This window comes from Pristimantibacillus sp. Z349TD_6, assembly GCF_056173205.1.
Genome location: NZ_CM149662.1, coordinates 1,127,944 through 1,149,981, shown reverse-complemented (window position 1 = coordinate 1,149,981; position 22,038 = coordinate 1,127,944). Strand labels below are relative to the sequence as shown.

Here is a 22,038-nt window from a genome sequence, read left to right as displayed (position 1 = left end):
GCAAAATAAACCGCTGGGCTACTCACCCAGCGGTCCTTATACGTTTTAGCCGCGCAGCCTTGAAATGAGCTCCGATCGCCGCTCCGCTAGCCCACCCGCATTATAATCCGCATATTCGAACGACTCTGCGAATGTGACGTTTCCAGCCTTCTCAATTCCGTAATCCCGCTCAAGCGCCGGAAGCATTTCTTTCGATACTCGGAAGAACGTCGACCACCCTTCCAAAATAAACTGTCGCTTTCCTTCCCAATCAGGAGGCACCGGTTTCGTCATCCCCTGCTCGAACGGGGCAAACTCATAGAACTGAGTAGCATGGGAGTGACATGCAAGCAGCTTCTTCTCCAGCACTTGGCCGATATCGATGACAATATCCGCTTTATACGATGCGCGCATGGAGTAATCCGGCATCAGCAGAAACAGCGGCGGTTCATCCAAGCAAGGCGTTTGAGGAACGATATTCGGCACTTTGGCTACGAATGCGGAAGCATCGGCGACGACCCGGCCCGCATATCGATTGTCTGTATGCGTGCCCCCTTCCGGATGAAAAGTAATGACGATATCCGCCTTCCAGGAACGAATACGCTGAATGACTACTTCCCTTAGTTCCAACGTTGGAAGAAGAGCTCCGTCATGGTTGTCAAGGATCTCATACTCGGCAATGCCTAAGTGCTTAGCCGCTTCCATCGCTTCGGCAGCTCTTCGCTTGGCAAGCGCTTCGCCTGACATCTCATAGTGTCCAGCATCCCCATTGGTCAAGGAGAGATATTTCACCTGATGGCCATTTCCGGTCAACAATGCCGTTGTGCCCCCAGCGTAAATTTCGGGCTCATCCGGATGAGCAGCGATGACTATAACTCGAAGGACGTCCTTCACACGACCACCTCTTCCGTCAACTTTTCAATAAACACGCGAACCCGCTCTACTGTCGAACCTGAGTTGTAAGACGCGAGCTCGAACGGCTCAGCATACTGAAAGCGACCCGCTTCCAACTCCCCGTACAAGTCCACAAGTGCTGGTGTCATCTCTTTCGAAACGCACAGAAAATCCGATAGGTCGCGCAGCAGCCACTCCCGTCTATCCTCCCAGACCACGGGCACCTCATCAAGCCTTCCTTTCGTCCAAGGCTGATATTCGAAAAACTGTGACTCATGTGCGCCGCAGCCAAGCAGCTTGCTCTCCAGCGCTTCATCGATTCCAACGACTATATCCGCGCTGTATTTCTTCTTCATGGAATAGTCCGGCATAAGCAAATAAAGCGGCGATTTGCGTAAGTCTCTTGTATCCGGTACGACATTCGGAACAAACGCTACGAACGCAGCGGCATCGCTTACCGCCTTGCCTGTATATCTGTTGTCCGCATGGGTGCCGCCTTCCGGATGGAATGTAATGACGACATCCGCCTCCCACTCTCTAATCCGTTTAATAATGGCATTACGCAGCTCAAGCGTCGGCAGCAGTGATCCATCCCGGTTGCCGAGAATCTCGTAATCAGCAATGCCTAAGGCAGCTTTCGCTTTCATAGCCTCCTCTGCTCTACGAAGCACAAGCTCCTCTCCCGATAATTGAAAATGCCCTCCATCTCCGTTAGTAAGCGACAGAAACTTCACCCGATGTCCACGCCTAGCAAGCAGAGCTGACGTGCCCCCGGCATACTTCTCACCCTCGTCTGGGTGCGCGAATATAACAATCACATTTAACGCTTCACTCATTCATGATAGCTCCCTTCAGATTCGAGCGGTAATCGCTCGGCGTAACGCCTACTTCTTTTTTGAACACGGTAAAAAATGTGCTTCTTGATTGGAATCCCGACTGTGCAGCAATCTCGGCAATCGTCTTGTCCGTTTGGACGAGCAAATATTTGACGAGCTGAATGCGCTCATTCAGGATATAACCCGCAACCGTAATCCCTGTCTGCTCTTTGAATAGTGTGCGGGCATAATTAGTGGATAGTGATACGTGATTAGCCATTTCATCGATCGTTAGCATGGGATTATGAATGTTAAGCCTCAAATATTGAAGCATTTCCTCCACTCGCTCGTCTCTTCTGTCACCCACGCGGCGCTCATACAAGCTGCCTATAATAACCTCGGTATCTTCCTTCAGCTTATCCATCGCTTCATCCAGCGTGTTAAATCGATCCAGCTCCGAGCGAATGCCGTTCATACTAGAGGAATTCATTACTTTGCCGAATGCCTTGTACAAGTGATAGATCAGGAATGTTAGTTGCAGCTTACATTCGTCATAAGACATTTGGCGCAGCCTGTTCGCAGCTTCGTCCAACAGGCGCTTCGCCTTATCGGTCTGTCCTAACCGAATGGAGTCAATGAGTTCTGGTGGAATTGTATTGTCGGGTAATTGTATCGAGCTTCTCGCTTCGTTTTCATAATCTGATTCTTGATAAATACGGCTTTTCCCATCGATAAAGCTAAGCGTTGCAAGCTGAAAAACCTTGTCGTAGACAGCTTTCATGTCGCAGTCCGGATTCTGGAGCTCACTTAATCCAACGGTCAGATTTAGCTTCAGCCACTTGTGCACACGGTCATTAATTTCTTCGAAGCAGTGCGGCAGCTCCTTCTTATCTCCTTCGGCACTGACTCCGATAATAAAGACGAGATGATTGCCTCCAAAATCAATGCTTTCTACCTTCCATGCCTTGTGGGCAACGGTCTCGCAGGCGATATTGACGATCGTGCCCTTAAGCGTTTTGCGGGAGGAGAAATCATATTTCTCGGATAACGCCATATAGGAATCGATTCTGCATACAGCGACAACGATGCTGGTGTAATCCAGAATCGTACTGGCTTCCTGAAGCCGCTTGCGGGCCGGGCCTTCCAGCTTGCCCTCATTGACCCACTCGCGCAGGTCGTCTTCCTTCTGCCTAAGCCGTCCATCCTGAACCGACTGGCTCAACTGCTCAATCCTCTCAGAGAGAATCCCGAAGCCTTGCTGAATCTGATGAACCTCATTCTTCGGCAGCAGCCTTCTTCTCCAGCCGCTGTCCGTGGCCATTTCGACCATGCTGGATATTTGCCTTGCCAACTGGCTGACGGGACGATGATAGCTTCTCGCATTCCAAAACAAGATCGCGATTAACGATAGCAATAACCCGAGAAACGAAAACAAAATTTTGTGTTTGAAAGATTCCACTTTGCGGAACCAGTCGTCCATTCTTGCCGAGTAATAGATCGTCCAATCCTCAACGCCTGCCAGATCATAGGAAACGATCCACTGGCTGTCTTGGACGCTTGTTCGGAATGTTTCTTTGCGCTGTTTCTTGTCCTGCTTACTCAGCTGATGGAGCAGGCCCTCGTCGGATTGGCCAATAATGGGCTCACCATTGCCATCTGCCACATGGATGAATACGCCGCTATCCTTGTTTAGCTGCAGCATAGACTTTTGAATGGCATCGCTGTTCAACCGAATAACCAGAAAACTCTTCGAACGATCTTTCTCAAGTCCGAACGGCAGCAGGATGGCAAGACCTTTTTGGCCTTGGAACAGCAGCTTCGTCATACGGAAATAATTCGGAGAGTCTCCTTGCACGAGCTCTTCCATGCCATCTATCAGCATTTCATAAGCCGGAAGCATCCCCGTATCGTAATCAAATACGCGTCCTAGGTTGGCATTGTACACAACAACGGATTCGATGAAAGGCTCATTAACGAGTCTTTTTTTCAATAATTGCACCATGCCGTTGAACACGAACGGATCTTCTTCCCGCAATTGAACCCATGTCCTGATTTCCGGCTCTTCGTATAGGCTCAGGGTTACCCGCTTAAGACGATCGAACGTAAAGACGAGATTTTCTTTTGTTTGTTCCAGCTTATAACGGTCATTTCGCTCAAGCTCCTGCGAAGCATACTTGGAATACTGGTTCGATAAATAGAAGGAGAAGGGAATAACGGTCATGCTGAACAAAATAACCAATATCAGAAAGACGTGCAGATAAGCCTCAGCTTGGATGTATTTACGCATGTGATCCTCCCCTCTCCCTCTGTTTCTCTATGACGCTACTTGTTCAGGAAATCGTCGATTTGTTTTTGCCCTTCTTCCTGAATTTTTTTGAGCGCTGGACCGGCCTTCTCGGTAAATTCCTTCCAATACGTATCCAGATCAACCGCACCGTTGTATATCGGCAGCAAATACTGATTCTCCAACGCATAAAACTGGGAAAGCTCGTTCTGAACGGCACTTGTATCAAAGTTAAAGCCTGTCAGTACATCGACCGTAAAGTTGTCCGCGTTCATGATAAACCGATTTAGCTCGATAGCGGAGGGCTCTTGGCTGGCATCAAGGCGGTCGAATTTCGGATTCCAAATCCAGTCGTACGGGAACCATGGGTATTTGTCCGGCGTCAACATCCTATACTGCTGATCACCTGCATCTTCCCAGTTCACACCCTTGATTCCATACGCAAGCAGATCATAATTTTCTTGAGAGGCGTTTGCCCAGTCGAGAAATTGGATCGCTTCTTTTTTGTGTTTGCTCGATTTCGGAACGGTCATGAAATTCCACTGCTTGAATGTCGACGAATTTTTTGCCGGCGTCGGATCGAAAAGTGTATACGATTCAAGATCCGAACCCGGCAAGTTAGAGAGCAGCTTCTTGGCCAGGTCGGCTTTTAAGCCAAAATCCGTCGCTAAGTAAACTGCCGTAGGATGAGTCGTCACCCAGTTATCGGGGTCCTTGATCGCCATTACGTCTGGATTAATGATTTTATCCTGATAAAGCTTGCGTGCGTTCTCAATCGCGCTCCAAATCACCGGGCTAGGGTCGTCCAGCATATTGCGGATAATCGGCGAATTCGGAGCCCTATAGAGGATGAAATCAGTCAACATCGGCGTCATCATAACATCTGTTCCTTGCGCTAAACGGAAGTGCACCTCCGACATTGGAATTTGCGTTTGCGGCGTCATTGGTGTGATGTCAGGGAACTGCTGCTGAACCTTTCTAGCAAACGAGATAATATCATCATAGGATTGCATAGGCGGCAAATCGAGTTTTTCTCTTAAGTCCTTGCGGATATAATAGGTCGTTGGTTTGTAAAAAGAATTTCCGAGCGGAATGGCGAGCACTTGGCCGTTAATTTTGTTTGCGTCCCACATTTGCTGCGGGCGCGCCGCCACTATATTTTTGCCGTATTCGTTAAGCAATTCCTCTAGCGGCTCATAATAACCTGCCGATGCCATGCTGTCTAAATGCATCCAAGGGGCTTCGAACATCAAGTCGACCGGCTCACCGCTCGTAAGCATGATCTGCGTTTTCTGATGAATGTCCGACCAGGAGGAGAAGATGACGTCGAGCTTGACATTAAGCGTACCCTTCATTCTATTCTCGATTTCAGCGATAACCTTATCCATATCGGCAGGACGATCTCCTGGCATAACAATTTTCAGCGTCACGGGATCTGTAGAAGCCTTCTGTTCATGATTTCCGTTTCCAAGCTCTTCCCCGGCATTACGAGAGCAAGCCGTAATGAGCAAAGCGATTATGAGAAGCGCAGCGCTTAGTTTGGGCCATTTTGTCATATCGTTAACCTCCACTGGGTTTATCCCATCAACTTTTAACCTTTCACCGAACCAATCGTTAATCCTTTTACAAAGTACTTCTGAATGTAGGGGTATAGGAATACGATCGGACCGATCGTCAAGCAAACCGTCGCGAGCCGTACACCTTGATTCGGCAATCCCCCTCCATAAGAACCGGGACTGCCTTGAATGTATGACAAGATATTGAGATTGGAAATGAGCTGCCTAATCATGAGCTGAAGCGGCTGCAATTTGTAATTGTCGACAAACAGCAGTGCTAGCCACCAGTCGTTCCAATAAAAAATCGCATAAAACAAACTGATCGTCGCGATTGCCGGCACCGAAATCGGCCACATGATGCGGAAGAAAATCCGATAATCACCTGCTCCATCCATGACAGCCGATTCGTAGATTTCGAAGGGAAGCGTACGGAAGAATGAAACTAAGATGAACGTGTAAAATGGATTAATAAGCGATGGTAGGATCATGGACCATATGCTGTCCTTGAGCCCCAACCACATCGAGATCACAATATAGAAGCCGACAAGCCCCGTACCGAACAAAATCGTAAAATAAGTAAAAAACGCCAGCTGGTTTTTGTACCTGATTTTCGGATGGGCCAGCACGTATGCGAACATCGCGGTAATGAGTACAGCGAGCACAGTACCTACGATCGTCACGAATAACGTCACACCGTAGCTATAATAGATTTGATTGCCCGTTAGCAAGTATCGGTACGCATCGAGTGACCATTTGCTCGGCAGGAGACTAAAGCCGTGTAGACCGAGTTCACTTTCTGATGCGAACGAATTCACAATAACGAGCCAAAATGGAATAAAAGAAAATAACGCGAATGACGTAACGATCACATACACAGCGGTAATGACTAATTTGTCGGAAGCGCCTATTTGTTTGATGGCTTTTAGCATGGCGATTAACCCTCCTTCCTTTCTAGAAGATGCTCGATTCCTTGTCGATCTTCCTAACGATAAGGTTGAATACACAAATCGTAACCAACCCCAGCACGGATTGATAAAGTCCAATTGACGAAGACATGCCGAAATTACCCAGCTGGCGCAAAGCGCGATATGCATACGTATCGATGACATCCGTCGTCTCGTATAGGACGCCATTGTCTCCGACGAGTCCGAAGATCATGCCGAAATCTCCGTAAAAGATACGTCCAATCGCTAGCAATGTAAGCACGATAATCGTCGGGCGAAGAAGCGGCATTGTAATGTGCCTAATCCGCTGCAGCCTCGTTGCTCCGTCTATTTGGGCGCTCTCATAATACTCCGGCGAAATGCTTGTAATGGCCGCCAAATAGATAACAGCCTGGTAGCCTGCCGTCTTCCATACGCTAATGATCGTTAATATAGCCGGCCAATAGTGAGGCATGCTGTACCAGGATACAGCATCCAAGCCTAACTCCTTCAACGAACGGTTGATTAAGCCATCCGAGGTGTTAAGTAGAGAGAACAGCATCATACTTACGACCATCCAAGATACGAAGAACGGAAGAAACGCCATTGACTGCGCGACTCTTTTGAATACAGCCTGCCTAATCTCATTTAGAAAAATAGCTAATATAACTGAGATGACAAGACCGAACGCAATAAACAATGCATTAAGAAACAACGTGTTGAACGTAACGCGCAGCCAGTCGCTTCCGCCGAAAAAAAACTTGAAATTATCAAGTCCCGTCCAAGGGCTCCCCCAAATTCCGTCAAAGTAGTTGTAATTTTTGAACGCGATCACATGACCGAACATCGGTAAGTAGAAGAAAATAATAAGCACGAGCAAGCCCGGGACCGCCAACGAATACAAAACCCGATTGCGCATAATCTCTCGAAAAACCATTTTGGTTTCACCCCCTTCACAACGTTATGATAACTTCATGTTGGGGTCACAATATAGTCTCCGATTCAATGATTCAGTTCAGATTTCATAGATTTCGGGGTATTTCACACATTTTATGTCACTATTAATAACATAAAGCTAACATTAAAACTCATTTACTGCAATTTAAACATCAGGAAGGTACCTTTTTCGTGACCATTGAAGATAACTCATTATTAAGAAAAGGGGAAATCTAACAAGGCATTAGAGGTGGAAATTTACTCAAACGAGGAATATTTATTAGTTTCTGTAAATGAAAAAGGCGCATAAGAGCTCTGCTCCCTGCGCCTTAAATCCGATTACCACTACATAGAAATGGTTATAAACTAATCACTTGAAGGTGAGGATGAACCATCATCCGAGCTGGGTGAATCATAAGATCTGCTGTCGTTGCTGGAGGATGAACGTTCATCATCCGAGGAGGAATCCCTAGTATTTTGCCGCCAGGAATTTTCATTGTAGCTGATTTGATCCACTTCTTCTTGGTAGTCTTGATCATTGTTGATAATTGAAGTAGAGCCGCTATCTGAATTTGCCGCGAATCGCCCTGGAACAATATGTCCTCTGCCATTACATTTGCTGCAGGTTTTGCTTCTGAAGAAGCCGCTGACTTTGCCCGTACCGCTACATTTCTTGCATGCTTTCACGAAGACACACCCTCTACGATTCTCTTGTCTCTCTTACCATTAATTTCTATATGGTATCACAGAGGGCAGCTTTCGAATAGCTACTTTTTCACCTGATTAGGCAATCGAACAATCACTGTGGTTTCTTGGCCCAACCGGCCTTCCATCGCAATGCTCCCTTGATGGAGAGTCACGATTTTTGGGGCAATCGCAAGCCCTAGACCATTTCCGCTCATATTGCGGTTTCGCGATGAATCGGTTTTATAAAACCATTCAAACACATACTCCAGCTGCTCCGGTGCTATGCCAATGCCCGAATCGGCGATGGAAAGAAATAGGTCATCCTCTGTTTGGGTCATGCGTATGGCAATATTACGATACGAGGCTCAACGAAGGAGATGCTTAGAAAAATGCTGTAGACGGTGAAAATGAATGCAGCAGTTGCTTACAATTTCACCGTCTATATGTACCATTAATATCGATCTTTCGAGAGATCGTTAGCCACTCCGATACTACCTTTTTGCTAAAAAATCTTTTAACCCCAGCTCGTTTAAATATCGGTTGTTCATGACCAAGCTCTTTACCTTCCCCATGGTGCTTGGCCCTTTAGGAGTGCCTCCGCTTCTATTCAGCAGCAGCCATCGGAGACATGCCACAGCTTCGAAAGCCACCAATTCATCCTGGTCCATTTCATTCTCCAGCAAATAAGCATTCCGGAAAGCCTCGGCGTTCCGCTCTGACACATATATTTTGATCAGAGCAAGCGACCATGCAAAATCATACCTTGGATCGCCTAATTGCCCGTTCGTCCAATCGATTACCGTGTAGCGTCCATTGTCCTCTAGAAAATTAGCCATGTGAAAATCGCCATGAATGATATGTTTTTGTATGATTGGTGTCTTTTCAACAAGTGCATCTAACGCTTGAGCTAGATCCGGATGCTCTCTTACCCCAGGGAAAAAATAACCGATAAAATCATATTTGGGAAGTTGTATTTGCTCAATTTCTTTCATATGGATTCGATGTATGCTTGATAATATTTTTGCAATATCGGCCATTTTCTTACCATTTAATTTAAGCACAGGACCACCATCAAAGGTAGTTAACAGAACCTTGTCTCCGTTTGGATCGATACCCCAAGCCACTGGCCTTGAGACGGACAATCCTCTTTCGAATAAGGCATTTAACAAATGATATTGAAACTGGATATCCGGCTTCGAGCTTTTGCTCCACGTTTTCAGCACAAAGCTCTCTTGGTCAGAGCAAATCTTTATCACTTCAGCCTCAAAACCATGTTTCATTTCATGTGTGGTTAATGCAGCTTCTTGCTTTAATAATTCATTTAGCTTTTCATTTGTTTCTAGCCATTCCACCGTACCTATAGGGGTTCCCATGATTGTTCTTCCCTTCAAATGGTTGTTTTAGCATAAAGGATTCTACTTACCTTTCGACATTAAGAGACATCCACCTTCCCGATTTTATGAAATAATGGAACTTAACACTCGGAGCATTTCGTATTCATCGATCCCATCTCCATGCACAGTCAAATGGGCGTGCAGATGAAGCTGCTGCTTGCTCGCTACTTTGGCTATAGAGTCTCTCAACTCTATTGAATGAGACCAAGATTATAATAAAAAAGGCCAGCTATAAAAGCCGGCCATATCTACATATGAATCTATATAAGTTGAACTAAAGAAATGAAGTTTAAGCGAAGCGAGGAGATCGTTCTGGAGAAACGAAGTGTTCGCCTTTGTAGCCGGTTTCTTACCTTTACATGTATTAGTCAATCAAAGAAACTGGTTACAACCGCGATCGTAAGAATGATCTACTCGCATAGCAACCAAAACGAAAAAATTTAATTCAATTTATATCGTTTTTTCTACTCGCTATTTCACTAGCGTAATACCGAAAGCAGATCCCGCATTTCCAGCAAATATGATATATCCGTTCGCAGGCAATACGACTTCATTTTTACCGCTAATGACCGTATTATTCACCAGTGCACCCGCTTCATCGTATACCATAAAACCACCTTTAGCTGGCATCTTGACTACCATTTTCATGCCAGCAGCTGTTTCGGGAACGCTGAACCATCTAGCATAACCATCAGCTTGAATTGTAGTTATCGACGATTTGCCTTTATACAGCGGCTTCACTCCATCCTCGCTCATATACACGGTTGCAGCCGCATTAAGGTACTCTACGCCCTCTTTAGCATAAAAAAGAATACTCAGTGTATCTCGGCCTGCTGTTCCAGGAATCTGATGCTGGCTCTCAGCCGTATTGGCACCTGTTATTTTTATATCATTAAAATAGCCTTCGCTTGTCTTTATTGTTGGCCTAATCATGTTCATATTGGCAATGGAACTGAATTTCTCGTTGACTGGATAGTAGGATTTGCCTTCTCTTTTTGCCCACGCATCCGCCGTTTCTTTATTCAGCACTGCACCTTCCAATTTCTCTGCCTTGTATTCAGAAAATGCAAGCTGGCCTAATTCAGGTACTGAAACATACTGGCTCATCCACAAATAAGTCCGTCCGTTGCTTTCTTTTACAAAACTAACCTTCGTGCTCCCAGCTTCGTCGACAAAAGCTCCATCCTTGGTGTATATAAATTTCTGATCTGGAGCGGCCAATCCTGACAATGCCAGTTCCCCGTTCTTGATAAGTGCATTCCACTGATCGCCTTGAGTACTGTAATAACCTGCGTACTTCACAAGATCTTTTGGCATGTCAGCCTTAACCGGCTTGCCAAATGATTTATCTGGCTTGATCTCTTTAATTGCGCCCTTCTCTTTCATCGCCTGAAGGAGCAATTCACTCGCTAGCAGCTGATTTATTGAGGAGCTACCCCCTGAGGTAATGACTGCTGCAGCCATGTCCTGCTCGGGAAGCACGACGAAGGAGGAATGATACATCTGTGTGTCTCCTCCTTTGACGAGGGCTTTTATACCATAATCATTAAAAGGATATAAGCGTACGCTATCCCAACCAAGTCCGTAGTCCATCGAGTTATCCGCTTCTTTGGGCCATAATCCCTTCCTATACTCTTCTTGCTCCATGGCCTGTGCTGATTTGATGGAGAGTACGTCCGCTCTCTTCCCAGTAAAGATTTGCGAGAATCGAACCAAATCCTCCGCAGTAGAGTAGACTCCGCCTGTACCAATCGCATTGGTCGTCTCCGTTGGAAGCTGGCCCTCATAGGCAGGAGAGTAAAGGCCGGCGAATTTGCTCGTCTCTACCATGTCTTGTGGCGTCATGGTATGGTTCATACCCAAAGGCACAGCAATATTGTCATGAATAAATGCGGTAAATGTCTTTTTACTGACTCTTTCTACAAGAATTTCTGCGAGCGTGAATCCATCATTACAATATACTGAAAAAGCTCCCGGTTCTGCCTTTAATTTCTGTGTAGACAAGTTCTTTAGCAGCGAATCGTGTACGTATGTATCTGGATCATTAAATAAAAATGCACTGTTTAAACTGGAACCCTGCAAACCAGATGAATGATTCAACAACATGCGCGGAGTAATCTTTTTATAACGTTCATCTTCCATCTTAAAATCAGTAATATAGTGTACGACGGGGGTATCGAGATTGATTTTACCTTCATCCACTAATTTCATGACTGCTGACGCGGTAAACATTTTGCTCGTAGAGCCAATACCATAGATGGTTTCCTTCGTTAAAGGGATTTTTCCTTCTATGTCGTTAACTCCTGATTGTCCCGATACTTTGATCACTCCATTATCGATCAAGGCATACTGCACGCTAGGTATTCCATATTGTTCAGTTAGAAGTGCCGCTTTCTCAGAAGCAATCTTCTCTAGCGTCTTAGAAGAAACCAAAGCTACGGTGCTGGAAGCCATTGCGTTTGTAGGAATAAGCGGGGTCAGAACTAAGGCCGCTGCAAGCGTCCATATAAATCTCTTTTTCATATCATCCACATCCCTTTGTCTCTCATTTTGCACGATTACAAATTTTTCATGATCCAATCCTAGCCTGTACTGTGTCTCCTTTCTTACCGTCATTCTAGCATTCCAGTCTTACACGCTATTAAACTTAACCTTAATTCCATCTACGATATTTTGAAGACAGTTAAGTTTCTGTTAAGACTCTCCATAATTGAGCAGTATTTTGAAAATAAAAAAACCGCGTTAATCGCGGTTGGGATAAAACTATGTTTTATATGTCATTTCTATTAGCAAAGCTTATTTGGATCCTTATATACTTCATCATCCGTATTTAGAGATTCAATCTTATTTTAAGATTTGTACATGAAAAAGAATGACTCCATTCACGTCTCTGCTCATGTTTTTTAATCTCTTAAATTCACTTTCACTAACCGTCATATCAAAATAAATCATATTGTCCTTATCCATATACCAGGCCGTTGATTTTCTTTTATGATAGACAGTGAGAAAAAGTTCAATATTAAAGTTGGTCTGGCGCCTCTTATCTCTTAACTTTTATAAACCAAAAAATTCCTCAGAAGTTTTTCTCGTAGCCTTAGCTACCTCTTCCACTGGTTTTCCTATACACCGTGATACAGTTTGCAAAATGTGTGGTAAGAAAGCCGGCTCATTCCGTCCATCCTGCGGCTTACCTTTCAAATCTCGTGGCGTTAAAAATGGCCCATCCGTCTCGATCATGAGCCGGTCCAGCGGAATCATCCTTACAAGCTCTTTCAGGTGTTTTCCTCTTCGCTCATCACAAATCCAGCCTGTGATCCCAATATGGAATCCCATTTCGAGATAAGCCTTAAGCTCCGGCAAAGTCCCCGTAAAACAATGGACGACCGCTTTCTGAACCGATTGTTCCTTAAGCATCGCTATAAAATCCGAAAAAGCTTCCCGCTCATGCAAAAACAGCGGCATATCCTGCTCAAGTGCTAAATCAATTTGCTCGGCAAACCATTTGCGTTGAACATCCCGTGGAGAGAAATCTCGGTTATAATCTAGTCCGCATTCTCCGATAGCAACCACCTGCGGCTGTGCCGCCAGTTGTTTGAGCTGCTTCATTGTCAAATCTGTGCAGCTCTTCGCATCGTGAGGATGAACACCCGCAGTAGAGTACAGTTTTCCGGGTAAACGACCTGCATAGCGGGCAGCTTCCATGCTGTTCCTCAAGCTTGTTCCCGTAATAACAAGTGGAGAAACCCCATTCGCTGCCGCCCTTTCAACCACCTGTTCACGATCTTGATTATACGATCGATGCATCAAGTTGACGCCAATATCTATAATTTTATTCTCCATCGTTTATTTGCTCCGTTCGATTTCATTTCTTGTTGCTTCTAATGTACACATATACTCTTTACATCCAAAATCTTCTAATTGCATTATAAGCATTTCAAATCAATGGAGGGTAGGGAATGTTTGATTAAAAGCATTTTTTACAATGAAATGATATCGATTTAATGGGTACTTTCATTTTTCCCCTTAGCTATATTCCTCTGCATCCAACACATGCATTTCACTTTGAAGCCACAGAAAAAGCTAATATAAGCGTGGAATCATCTCCTACAAGAACTGTTGCTCCACTACCCAATAATCACAATAAATTAAAATATTGACGCAAAAGATAATAGTGTATATATTATATATATACGGTAGATACTCTATCAGCGAGAACGAGGTAATGAAACATGAAAATTATTATATCCAACGCATCAAGCGATCCGATTTACATCCAAATAATGAACCAGATTAGGCAGAGCATCTTGAGCAATGAAATACGTGCAGGTGAACTCCTTCCCTCCATTAGGCAGCTTGCCAAGGATTTGCAAGTTAGTGTAATTACAACTAAGCGTGTTTATGAAGAATTAGAGAAAGAGAAGTTAATCGACTCAGTTGTAGGTAAGGGCTGTTTCGTATCGGGAGCAAATAAAGAGTTTATTCGGGAGCAGCGTATGAAACTATTAGAAGAGAAAATGATAGAAATCATTCGAGAAAGCAAGGAACTAAACATGAGTCAACAAGATCTAATCAATCATTTCACTCTCTTTTTCGAGGAGGAACAGACCCCATGAATGCAATAGAATTACGTAATCTTACGAAAACATACAATCAATTTACAGTCGATAATGTATCTTTGGATGTAAAAAAGGGCTACATAACCGGACTGATTGGTCCGAATGGTGTCGGTAAAAGCACTTTGATCAAAATGATGCTCGGCATGATCCGTCCAGACTCCGGTAGTGTAAAAATATTAGGCCGCGCTATGCCTGAACATGAAGTTGATATTAAGCAGCGCATCGGCATCGTGTCGGATGACTGCTTCTATTATGAACATCTTACGATTCGTGATATGAAGGAGATGATCGCACCTTTCTACAAAAAGTGGAGCAATACTAAGTTTAACGGCTTACTTGAACAATTCGAGTTGTCTCCTAAGAAGAAGATCGATGAGTTATCAAAGGGGATGAAAATCAAGTTTTCACTTGCAGTTGCCTTATCGCATGAGGCAGAGCTCTTAATTATGGATGAGCCAACCTCTGGACTTGATCCTGTGTTTAGAAGAGAATTGCTTGATCTACTTGGGGATATGATGCAGGACGAGAGAAATACCATTATATTTTCGACCCATATTACAACAGATTTAGATCGCATTGCTGACTACATTACTTTCATCAATCGTGGAAAGCTCGTATTTAATGAATCAAAAGATGAAGTATTTGAGAGGTATGCAATCGTCAAAGGTGACTTGCAACTGCTTGATTCGGATATACGAAGCAATTTTATCGGGATTCGTGAGACTGATGTTGGGTTTGAGGGCTTAGTAAACAATAGGCAAGATGCCTTACAGTTGTTTGGCAATTATGTTGTTTTCGATAAACCATCCTTAGAAGACATCATCTATTACACCGCTAAGGGAGGACGAATTCATGCTTAACTTGCTTCGTAAAGACTTCATCGCTTTAAAAAGCTCACTAGGGCTTATTATACTTTTTCTCGCTGTATACAGTATTGCATTTATACCAAAACATGAATCGTCTATTCACCTTGTGGCTATCTATACAGCTTGTGCATCACTTAGTCTAGGTATGATGATCGATATCAAAAAAAATCACCATAATTTTCTGGTCACGCTGCCGATTAGCCGTAAACATATTGTAAAAGCGAAATACATAACAGCCATCATTTACTCACTTTTTGGAGTCCTTGCTTCTTATGGGATTCACTCTCTCGTTAAAATAGCATTTCCTCAGCTAAACAAGCCGGATTATTCGGTCATAGACATGCTAGTTCCATTAGGAATAGTGCTTGTTCTAACTTCCATCTATATGCCGCTCTTTTACACACTTAGTAAAAAAGGAACCGGTATTATAAATTTCGTATTTATGATTATCCTAATTGCTCTGGCGCAGCCTACAGCTATGTTTATGAATTCGATAAACAACCAAGGCTTTAGTAATGACCAAACGCTATTTCTTATCCCAATTGCTGTCTTACTGTTATTCATTGCTTCCTATTACTTAACTGTACATCTGTTTACTAGAAAGGACTTATAGGAGGCCGCACAAGTATATAACAAGTGATGAAATAATAAGGAGAACTGGTCAAATGAAAGTTACACCAAGCAAAGGTCGATCTAATCTAAAAAGAAGTTGGATGTTTCCGTTGGGGCTATTTCTTGTTTTACAATTATTCTTTATCATCTGTGATCTTTTTTCATGGGCGCCAAACTTGCAAGATGGGGCATTATTTAACCGGATCTATAACTCCATATCTCATTCGAAGCTGTTTACGGAATGGTTCGTCCCTTATAAAACCACACAATTCAACATATTCACAGCCATCTTTTCTATTACATTACTTCCCGTTGCATTAATAAATGCAGTAAAAAGCAACGATTCCAGAAAATGAATGGTTTAGTACTTATATTGTCTGCCGTTCCTCTAAACACAAAACCAGCTCATGCAAATTTCGCATGAGCTAGTTCAATATCTATTGTTTAGTAAATATGGATCAGACTTTTCCGATCAATTGTTTATACGATGTAGTAAAACTACAGCTTCCACATGAACCGTCCAAGGGAACATATTGTCCTATGATATAATCTGTTATAATCCGTAGAAACCTTGAACTGACGGGCTTTTTATTAATGAACTTCTTTTATGGAAGGCTTCATTCCAATCGTTTTTGTTGATGTTTTACATCAATTTTACATCAAAAGCAAAACTCTGGCATCATCTCTGCCAGTGATGGAAGGGCTATCCGCTGCAGTCCGATTAAAACCGCGGAAGGCTTGTCTTGACTGGGTTTTCGTGATCGCTTTCGGATCTATTCGGATTTTGTAGGATGGTTGGGGACGAAGTTCGTCCCCAAACCGTCCCCAAATTAAAGAACCTGCTTTGATACCTAATCTAAATAATCCAGAACATATTGAGCCATCGTTTGGGTGAGTAAGAGTCACGTCTCCGCATTTTTGAGCCAACCATCCGGTGGAGAGAGCCACTCGCTTTTTTGAGTGGCTCTCCTGTTCTTATAAAATTGGACTATTGTTTCCCGTAAGTAAAGCCATTAGAAGCGCATACCATCCCATTTGCCCCCGTAAAGAGTTTATTTGAGCAATGTGATGCTGGGCATGCCGCGAAAATCTTTGAACAGTAACATCTAAAGTCATAGTACCGTGAGTTGGACTCGTAACTGACCTCATAAAGTCCGTCGGTTTCAATTTTTCTAATAATTCCACAAACCTGCTATGAAGTGCTAGCAAAAGCAAGATAGATGTCTCAATTGGCATATCTTTATAGTCATTTAACTCTGTCCACAAGTCTTCTCGAAAAGTCCCTGCAACTGGTTGTTCCTCGGTTAAACCTCGTTTGAAACGAATATATGCGTTCATCTCTGCGTCGGCTAAATGATGTACAACTTGTTAGGTCGGCAAGGGGGGGGATTGTTCAACGCCCAAACCGTCAACGGCTTGCCGAAGTTCATCGGGAATTTCAGCTATTGATCTAATAAATTGCTCGCACTGTTTCGCGGTAGGGTTCTCCACTGCGGTGAACTGTCCAATCGGATAACGCAATGAATCCATGTTTTCACCCTCCTTACTCATTCAGCGTGCAACCCTATCGGTTGGGAAATTACGTTAAACTCCCGTTACTTCAACGAACAACGGCAGCCGATTGTGAGGTCGACTGCCGTAATGACATGTTGAGCTATAGTCTCCATTTAGCTTTATCCACGAAATGAGGACCGTACAAATTTCCGTTTCATGCTTTTTAGACCACTGTTCATTGTGAAGTCATTGTCGCCTCGCCTAGATGCCTCATAAAGATCAGATCATTATGTCGATAAATCGTTCTTTACCCAAACAATAATATCTTCTACTGTTCGAAGAGCCAACAATGCATCGTTAACAGTTGTCGTTTCGGTTTGTAAATCCCCGTCGATCATAGGTGCCTCCAAGGCATGTGCGCCCAAATCGCATGTATATTTATAAGTTCCATAAATGAACATAAAGCGTGGATAATTGAACTGACCGCCATTCGGAAAAACATGTTTCGTATTTACTACCCCCCCAGTTATTTCTTTAGGGGTAACTTTGTCTACATTCATGTCTCTACTAAAATTTTGCAGTCCCCGTAACCATTTGTCCTGCCCATCATTCTGGAATTTGGAGAACAATCCAGTGATAAGACTTCTGCAATTGGTGATGCAAGAAACAGCGCTTCCATCAATATAGTTCCGGACCGCCTCATTATATAAGGAGGCTATGTCAGGATTGTTTGTAGTCAACCAACGAACAATGCTCGACAAGTCCCTCCCTTGCCCATCCGCCAAACTTTCGGTATATGGAGCTAGAACAAATCTTTTATCTTTAAAGGTGAGATCAATGTTTAACACCTGAAGAGAAAGCAAAAATTCCTTGTACTCTTTCGTTGTTTTCTCCCTCAAGACTTTGTTGATCGTTTCTTCGTCTTCTTTGTTCAAGAAGGATTCAAACGTGCGATAATTGTCCCACAATGATCCTTGATTCAACTCATCAACAACTCCGTCAAATATCAAGTTAGGGTTTATATTTTCAGCAATAGATGCCATCAGCTTGTTAAATTCTCCGTTATCAATTCCATCATGGTAGACCTTGTTTAAGATCGATTTAATAGCGGAAAAGAAACCTCCGAAATGAGGATTGGGATTCTCGTATGTTCTTCCGCCTGAATAATTGTAAGAGTAAGGTTTGAGATTATCGTCATAACGGTCGAACAACTCACTCTGACCTGCGTTAGACAATATTTTGTCCCATATGGAGTTGTTACCAGTTAATAATATTTTTTCTTCACTGATAATTGTTGCAATCCTTGATAATGCAATGATTTCTTGACTGTCCATTGTTGCCCCCCTATCTTATTGTCCGCAAAAGCTAAATGATATAAAGCCAATTCACTTTTCGTGATTGTGGTTGAATGTACTTGAGTTCACCATAGTCTAGAATAACCAAAATTGGAGTGTCTTTAAGAAATATCTATATGCTGAATCGGAAGGCATTCCACCATTGTATTCTGTCCGTTAGTTCAACTGGTACATGGTGGATCTCACCACCGGAGAAGTAGCTCATTTATTCCGGAGGGGTAACGCACTACCTATCGGAATGATGGCTCTTTTAGACCGAAATAATCCTCCAAACTATCTAATTTGTATCTGGCTTTTAAGGCAATGTCAAAGTCAGATACGGTGTAATGCAGCTTGCTTACTTCGGAATAGTTTTCTGAACTTATGTAGGCGATAATCTCTGTCATAATCACTTTTGAATGGTTACTTCTGCGAGTATGGTTGCTTTAAAAGAAAAACATTAATAACAAAACGATTTTATCTCAAATCATCACTCAAAGGTACAATGACTTCATCCAGTGTCTTTCTCCACTGACGTTTCATTTCTGGTCCGTATTTCAAAGGCTTTGCATCTGGATGTACGGCTTTGTACTTATCAAATTGCTTGCTGTCGATGATTCCCCCAATATTCGGGATAGGGTCCGTTCCAATCACATATTGAATTGCGGATAAATGTAGCTCATTTCCTTCCACAAACCAGGTATTCGCAAATTCTTCAATCGCTTTATTATAGGAATCAGTGAAGAAGCGTCGTTTCACTACAAGAATATCTTCCTCTGAATCTATTTCATTGGTATCAATAGCGTTTAAAATCGCACGATACACGCTCTTAACAATTTCTGACTTCTTCAGTTTTTGAAGTGCCTTTTCGATCTCATCTCGGATATTCTGATTATTGGCTGAGTACGTTTCTAATAGTCGGTCAATATAGGTTGAGTCAATATCATATATCTTAATCGCATTTTCTCCATAGAATTCAATGTCTGAGAAGTTTGGATTAGGTCCGTCTCCCCCTTCAATGACTAGCGATCCCTTAACCGTATTATATACGCCAATATATTCTTCTAAAGTCTTTACCAGTTCTTGGAGTGCTTTTGAATTTTCCATTTCATCGTTATAATCATCATACGTAACTAAAGCTTCGTAAGCATTATTTAACTCTTGAAAAGCTTTTACAAATTCAATCCGGGTTTCAAGAGGTGAGTGCTCGTTAATATCGGTTGGATTTGGAACTAACGTAGTTAGTTCTTTGTGAGCCTTTTTGAAGCGTTTCTTCGATTCATCATAAGTTGGATAAACAAGATGAGATTCCTCTTGTGCTTGAGAATATAACTTCGTGGCATCCTTCACATTTTGTTCCATTGTCGAAGGCTTCCTAAATGTCACAATCAATCCTTTTGTCTTTTCTGGATAGGTACGATTGGTTCGAGAAAAGGCTTGGATCAAATTTGCATAATTTAAATTTCGATCCACAAATAACGTTTGGATTGTTGGAGCATCAAATCCAGTCAATAAGCGATCCACGACAATGACAAGGTCAATTTGTTTCCCGAATTGTTTGAATTCTGCTTTCTTACGAGCTAAGCGGTTGTTGATATCGCCATTATATCGTTCAATGTCTTCGATCGACCAAGCAGTATGATAGTAAGCGTTATAGTCCTTAATAATTTCTTTCATTTCATCTTGAATTTGTTTGGAACTCTCTTCATTTTCTTGTATCGAATAGGTGATAGCAATCCGTGGGAAGTCTGGATCTTCAATCGTACGCCCTGTTCGAATCGGATGTCCAGCAAATTCTTTTGTTAACCATTCTGGATCTCTGATCATATCCTTGATTCCCTGATAGTAGCGTTTCGCCATATCAATGGAACTTGTTGTTAAAATGGCAGACTTTTGAGGGCGACCGTTTTGAAAGTCAAATTTAGTATAGGCATTATCCGGCCTGAAAATCTTATGAATGACTTTTTGAATATGTTCATCACTTTCGAAAGTGGCTGGTTCAAGGTACGCTTCCTTTTCCATTCCCTCCATTTGATCGATAATGCCGTTTATTTCATCATCACTGACATTGGCGTATTTTTCACCTTGACGCAGTTGACCAAATATATAGTTATTTAATGATGTTGGTTCAATTGTATCTTCGTGCTCTACTTGGAACCCTAAAACAGCCCCGTCATCTAACGCATTCTTAATGGTATATGTGTGCAAGACTTCTCCATATTGATCATGAGTGGTGCGAGCTAATCGACCTTTAGCTTGTTTTTTATTTACATCGAATATCGGTGTACCTGTAAACCCAAACCATGTGGAATTTGGAAAGAACCCCTTGACCACTTCCATCCCTTCTGCACTTAACGCTCGATGGCATTCATCCACGACAAAGACAATATGTTGCCCCAGTAGTTTATTAAAGCGCTGGGTGCCCTTTTGTTCCTCCTGTTTTTGAGCATATCGCAAAGCAGCTTCTAACTTTTGACGAGTGGTAATAATCACTGTATTGGAATTGGCATCAGATAGAAGAGTATCACTTAACTTTTTCGCACTTCCGGTACCGACAATCAAGCTATTAGACCTGGCATTACCAGAAGAAATACCGGTATTAAACTCGGAAGCAAATTTAGTGAACTCAGTCGTAGTTTGATTGTCTAAGTCTTTTCGGTCAATAAGCATAATGGTACGGTCTACACCAGGTTTGCGAGCCAATAATTTAGTAGAAACAAAACTTGTCAACGTTTTTCCTGAACCAGTCGCATGCCAAACATATCCTGATTCATGCTTCATGGCAGATGTAAACAAGGCTTCAATCGCATGAATTTGATAAGGGTGTAATACCATTAAAGCTTTGTTGTCTTGATCCTCACTCACAATTGTATAGTTGGCAAATAAGCGATGTGCATCAGGAATGTTTAAGACTTGTTTCACAAATTCATAGAGATTTTCTACTTTTCGATTGTCTGTTGTACGCCAGCTAAAGATAAACTTCTTATTCATATCCTTTGGCATCGCATTGGCAAAATAGCGAGTTGTTTGTTCGTTGGAAATGACAAATAACTGGAGAGTAGAAAAGATATTATTTCTAAACATCCCTTCTTCTGCGTATTTCTTGATTTGATTATAGGCTTGGAATACGCCGTCTTTGGCACTGACCTGTTTCAATTCAATTTGAACAATGGGCAACCCATTGATTAAAAGTGTCACGTCAAATCGGCGATCGCGACCATCAATGTTTGCCTTTTGTTTCGCAATCTGATGAACAACTTCATATGTAGAGATTCCACCACCAATATCTTGGTTTGAATATAACACCAACGACATTGAACCCAAAGATACATCTTCACGTTCAATCGTAAGGCGAGATATTCCATTCTCCCCTTTTAGCCATCTAGCAGCATCAAAGGGCGTCTTTGTTTTTGATAGTAATTCCGTTTTAATCGTGTCAAATTCCTTATCTGAAATGGGGTGTTCCCCAATTTCTGATAAGTTATTTTGCGTAATCTTTTGACGCAAGTTCTTCCACAGGTCTTCTTCTAATTTTAAATCCGGACGATAATTCCACTGGTTATGACCTTCCCCTAACACTTCAATCAGACGACGTTCAATTTCAGCTTCATCGTTATGTGGTATCTTTGTCATGTTTCTCCCTCCCTT

General features: G+C 42.8%; 18 protein-coding genes and 1 pseudogene. 4 read left to right on the top strand and 15 right to left on the bottom strand.

The features are described 5' to 3' along the window. Nucleotides 1–45: 45 nt before the first annotated feature. The 11 genes from AC0VYE_RS04955 to AC0VYE_RS04905 all read right to left on the bottom strand — a co-directional run bounded on the left by AC0VYE_RS04955 (nucleotide 46) and on the right by AC0VYE_RS04905 (nucleotide 13,308). Entirely contained in the window at nucleotides 46–873 is an 828-nt protein-coding gene (locus AC0VYE_RS04955; protein ID WP_475446426.1) for a PIG-L deacetylase family protein, read from the bottom strand. Further along, nucleotides 870–1,709, bottom strand: a complete 840-nt coding sequence (locus AC0VYE_RS04950; protein WP_475446424.1) for a PIG-L deacetylase family protein — start codon at nucleotides 1,707–1,709, stop codon at nucleotides 870–872. The genes AC0VYE_RS04955 and AC0VYE_RS04950 overlap by 4 nt, the downstream gene beginning before the upstream one ends. Beyond that, nucleotides 1,702–3,975 carry a cache domain-containing protein gene (locus AC0VYE_RS04945; protein WP_475446423.1) on the bottom strand — a complete coding sequence of 758 codons (2,274 nt, stop codon included), beginning with the start codon at nucleotides 3,973–3,975 and terminating at the stop codon, nucleotides 1,702–1,704. The genes AC0VYE_RS04950 and AC0VYE_RS04945 overlap by 8 nt, the downstream gene beginning before the upstream one ends. A gap of 35 nt (nucleotides 3,976–4,010) precedes the next feature. Then, nucleotides 4,011–5,528, bottom strand: coding sequence for an extracellular solute-binding protein (locus AC0VYE_RS04940; RefSeq protein ID WP_475446421.1), 1,518 nt, complete (start codon nucleotides 5,526–5,528; stop codon nucleotides 4,011–4,013). 35 nt (nucleotides 5,529–5,563) lie between these two features. Continuing rightward, complete coding sequence (locus AC0VYE_RS04935) at nucleotides 5,564–6,457, bottom strand: carbohydrate ABC transporter permease (protein WP_475446419.1); 894 nt, start codon at nucleotides 6,455–6,457, stop codon at nucleotides 5,564–5,566. A gap of 22 nt (nucleotides 6,458–6,479) precedes the next feature. Further along, entirely contained in the window at nucleotides 6,480–7,388 is a 909-nt protein-coding gene (locus AC0VYE_RS04930; protein ID WP_139991802.1) for an ABC transporter permease, read from the bottom strand. Between the two features lie 365 nt (nucleotides 7,389–7,753). Further along, nucleotides 7,754–8,074, bottom strand: a complete 321-nt coding sequence (locus AC0VYE_RS04925; RefSeq protein ID WP_475446417.1) for a hypothetical protein — start codon at nucleotides 8,072–8,074, stop codon at nucleotides 7,754–7,756. Between the two features lie 80 nt (nucleotides 8,075–8,154). Then, nucleotides 8,155–8,418: an ATP-binding protein gene (locus tag AC0VYE_RS04920; RefSeq protein WP_475449449.1), complete on the bottom strand. Its 264-nt coding sequence runs from the start codon at nucleotides 8,416–8,418 to the stop codon at nucleotides 8,155–8,157. Nucleotides 8,419–8,565: 147 nt separating this feature from the next. Next, nucleotides 8,566–9,447, bottom strand: a complete 882-nt coding sequence (locus tag AC0VYE_RS04915; RefSeq protein ID WP_475446415.1) for an aminoglycoside phosphotransferase family protein — start codon at nucleotides 9,445–9,447, stop codon at nucleotides 8,566–8,568. Between the two features lie 492 nt (nucleotides 9,448–9,939). After that, nucleotides 9,940–11,991 carry a serine hydrolase domain-containing protein gene (locus tag AC0VYE_RS04910; protein WP_475446413.1) on the bottom strand — a complete coding sequence of 684 codons (2,052 nt, stop codon included), beginning with the start codon at nucleotides 11,989–11,991 and terminating at the stop codon, nucleotides 9,940–9,942. 531 nt (nucleotides 11,992–12,522) lie between these two features. Beyond that, nucleotides 12,523–13,308 carry a TatD family hydrolase gene (locus AC0VYE_RS04905; protein ID WP_475446411.1) on the bottom strand — a complete coding sequence of 262 codons (786 nt, stop codon included), beginning with the start codon at nucleotides 13,306–13,308 and terminating at the stop codon, nucleotides 12,523–12,525. 389 nt (nucleotides 13,309–13,697) lie between these two features. On the opposite strand from AC0VYE_RS04905, the gene AC0VYE_RS04900 reads away from it, so the two are divergent. From AC0VYE_RS04900 to AC0VYE_RS04885, 4 genes are read left to right on the top strand one after another with little or no spacing between them, the layout of a single operon-like run. Beyond that, entirely contained in the window at nucleotides 13,698–14,081 is a 384-nt protein-coding gene (locus AC0VYE_RS04900; protein WP_441907911.1) for a GntR family transcriptional regulator, read from the top strand. Further along, nucleotides 14,078–14,944 carry an ABC transporter ATP-binding protein gene (locus AC0VYE_RS04895; RefSeq protein WP_441884108.1) on the top strand — a complete coding sequence of 289 codons (867 nt, stop codon included), beginning with the start codon at nucleotides 14,078–14,080 and terminating at the stop codon, nucleotides 14,942–14,944. The genes AC0VYE_RS04900 and AC0VYE_RS04895 overlap by 4 nt, the downstream gene beginning before the upstream one ends. Then, complete coding sequence (locus AC0VYE_RS04890; RefSeq protein WP_475446408.1) at nucleotides 14,937–15,563, top strand: ABC-2 transporter permease; 627 nt, start codon at nucleotides 14,937–14,939, stop codon at nucleotides 15,561–15,563. The genes AC0VYE_RS04895 and AC0VYE_RS04890 overlap by 8 nt, the downstream gene beginning before the upstream one ends. A gap of 52 nt (nucleotides 15,564–15,615) precedes the next feature. Continuing rightward, complete coding sequence (locus tag AC0VYE_RS04885; RefSeq protein ID WP_076271080.1) at nucleotides 15,616–15,918, top strand: YfzA family protein; 303 nt, start codon at nucleotides 15,616–15,618, stop codon at nucleotides 15,916–15,918. A 619-nt stretch (nucleotides 15,919–16,537) separates the two neighbouring features. Here the strand turns inward: AC0VYE_RS04885 and AC0VYE_RS04880 are convergent. From AC0VYE_RS04880 to AC0VYE_RS04865, 4 genes and pseudogenes are all read right to left on the bottom strand, one after another. Continuing rightward, nucleotides 16,538–16,918 (bottom strand): annotated as a pseudogene (locus tag AC0VYE_RS04880) (DinB family protein); the annotation flags it as partial. 12 nt (nucleotides 16,919–16,930) lie between these two features. Next, nucleotides 16,931–17,092 carry a hypothetical protein gene (locus AC0VYE_RS04875; protein WP_475446406.1) on the bottom strand — a complete coding sequence of 54 codons (162 nt, stop codon included), beginning with the start codon at nucleotides 17,090–17,092 and terminating at the stop codon, nucleotides 16,931–16,933. Between the two features lie 251 nt (nucleotides 17,093–17,343). Further along, a complete protein-coding gene (locus tag AC0VYE_RS04870) occupies nucleotides 17,344–18,390 on the bottom strand; it encodes a hypothetical protein (RefSeq protein ID WP_475446404.1) in 1,047 nt (348 codons plus the stop codon). 477 nt (nucleotides 18,391–18,867) lie between these two features. Continuing rightward, nucleotides 18,868–22,023: a type I restriction endonuclease subunit R gene (locus tag AC0VYE_RS04865; RefSeq protein WP_475446402.1), complete on the bottom strand. Its 3,156-nt coding sequence runs from the start codon at nucleotides 22,021–22,023 to the stop codon at nucleotides 18,868–18,870. Nucleotides 22,024–22,038 lie beyond the last annotated feature (15 nt).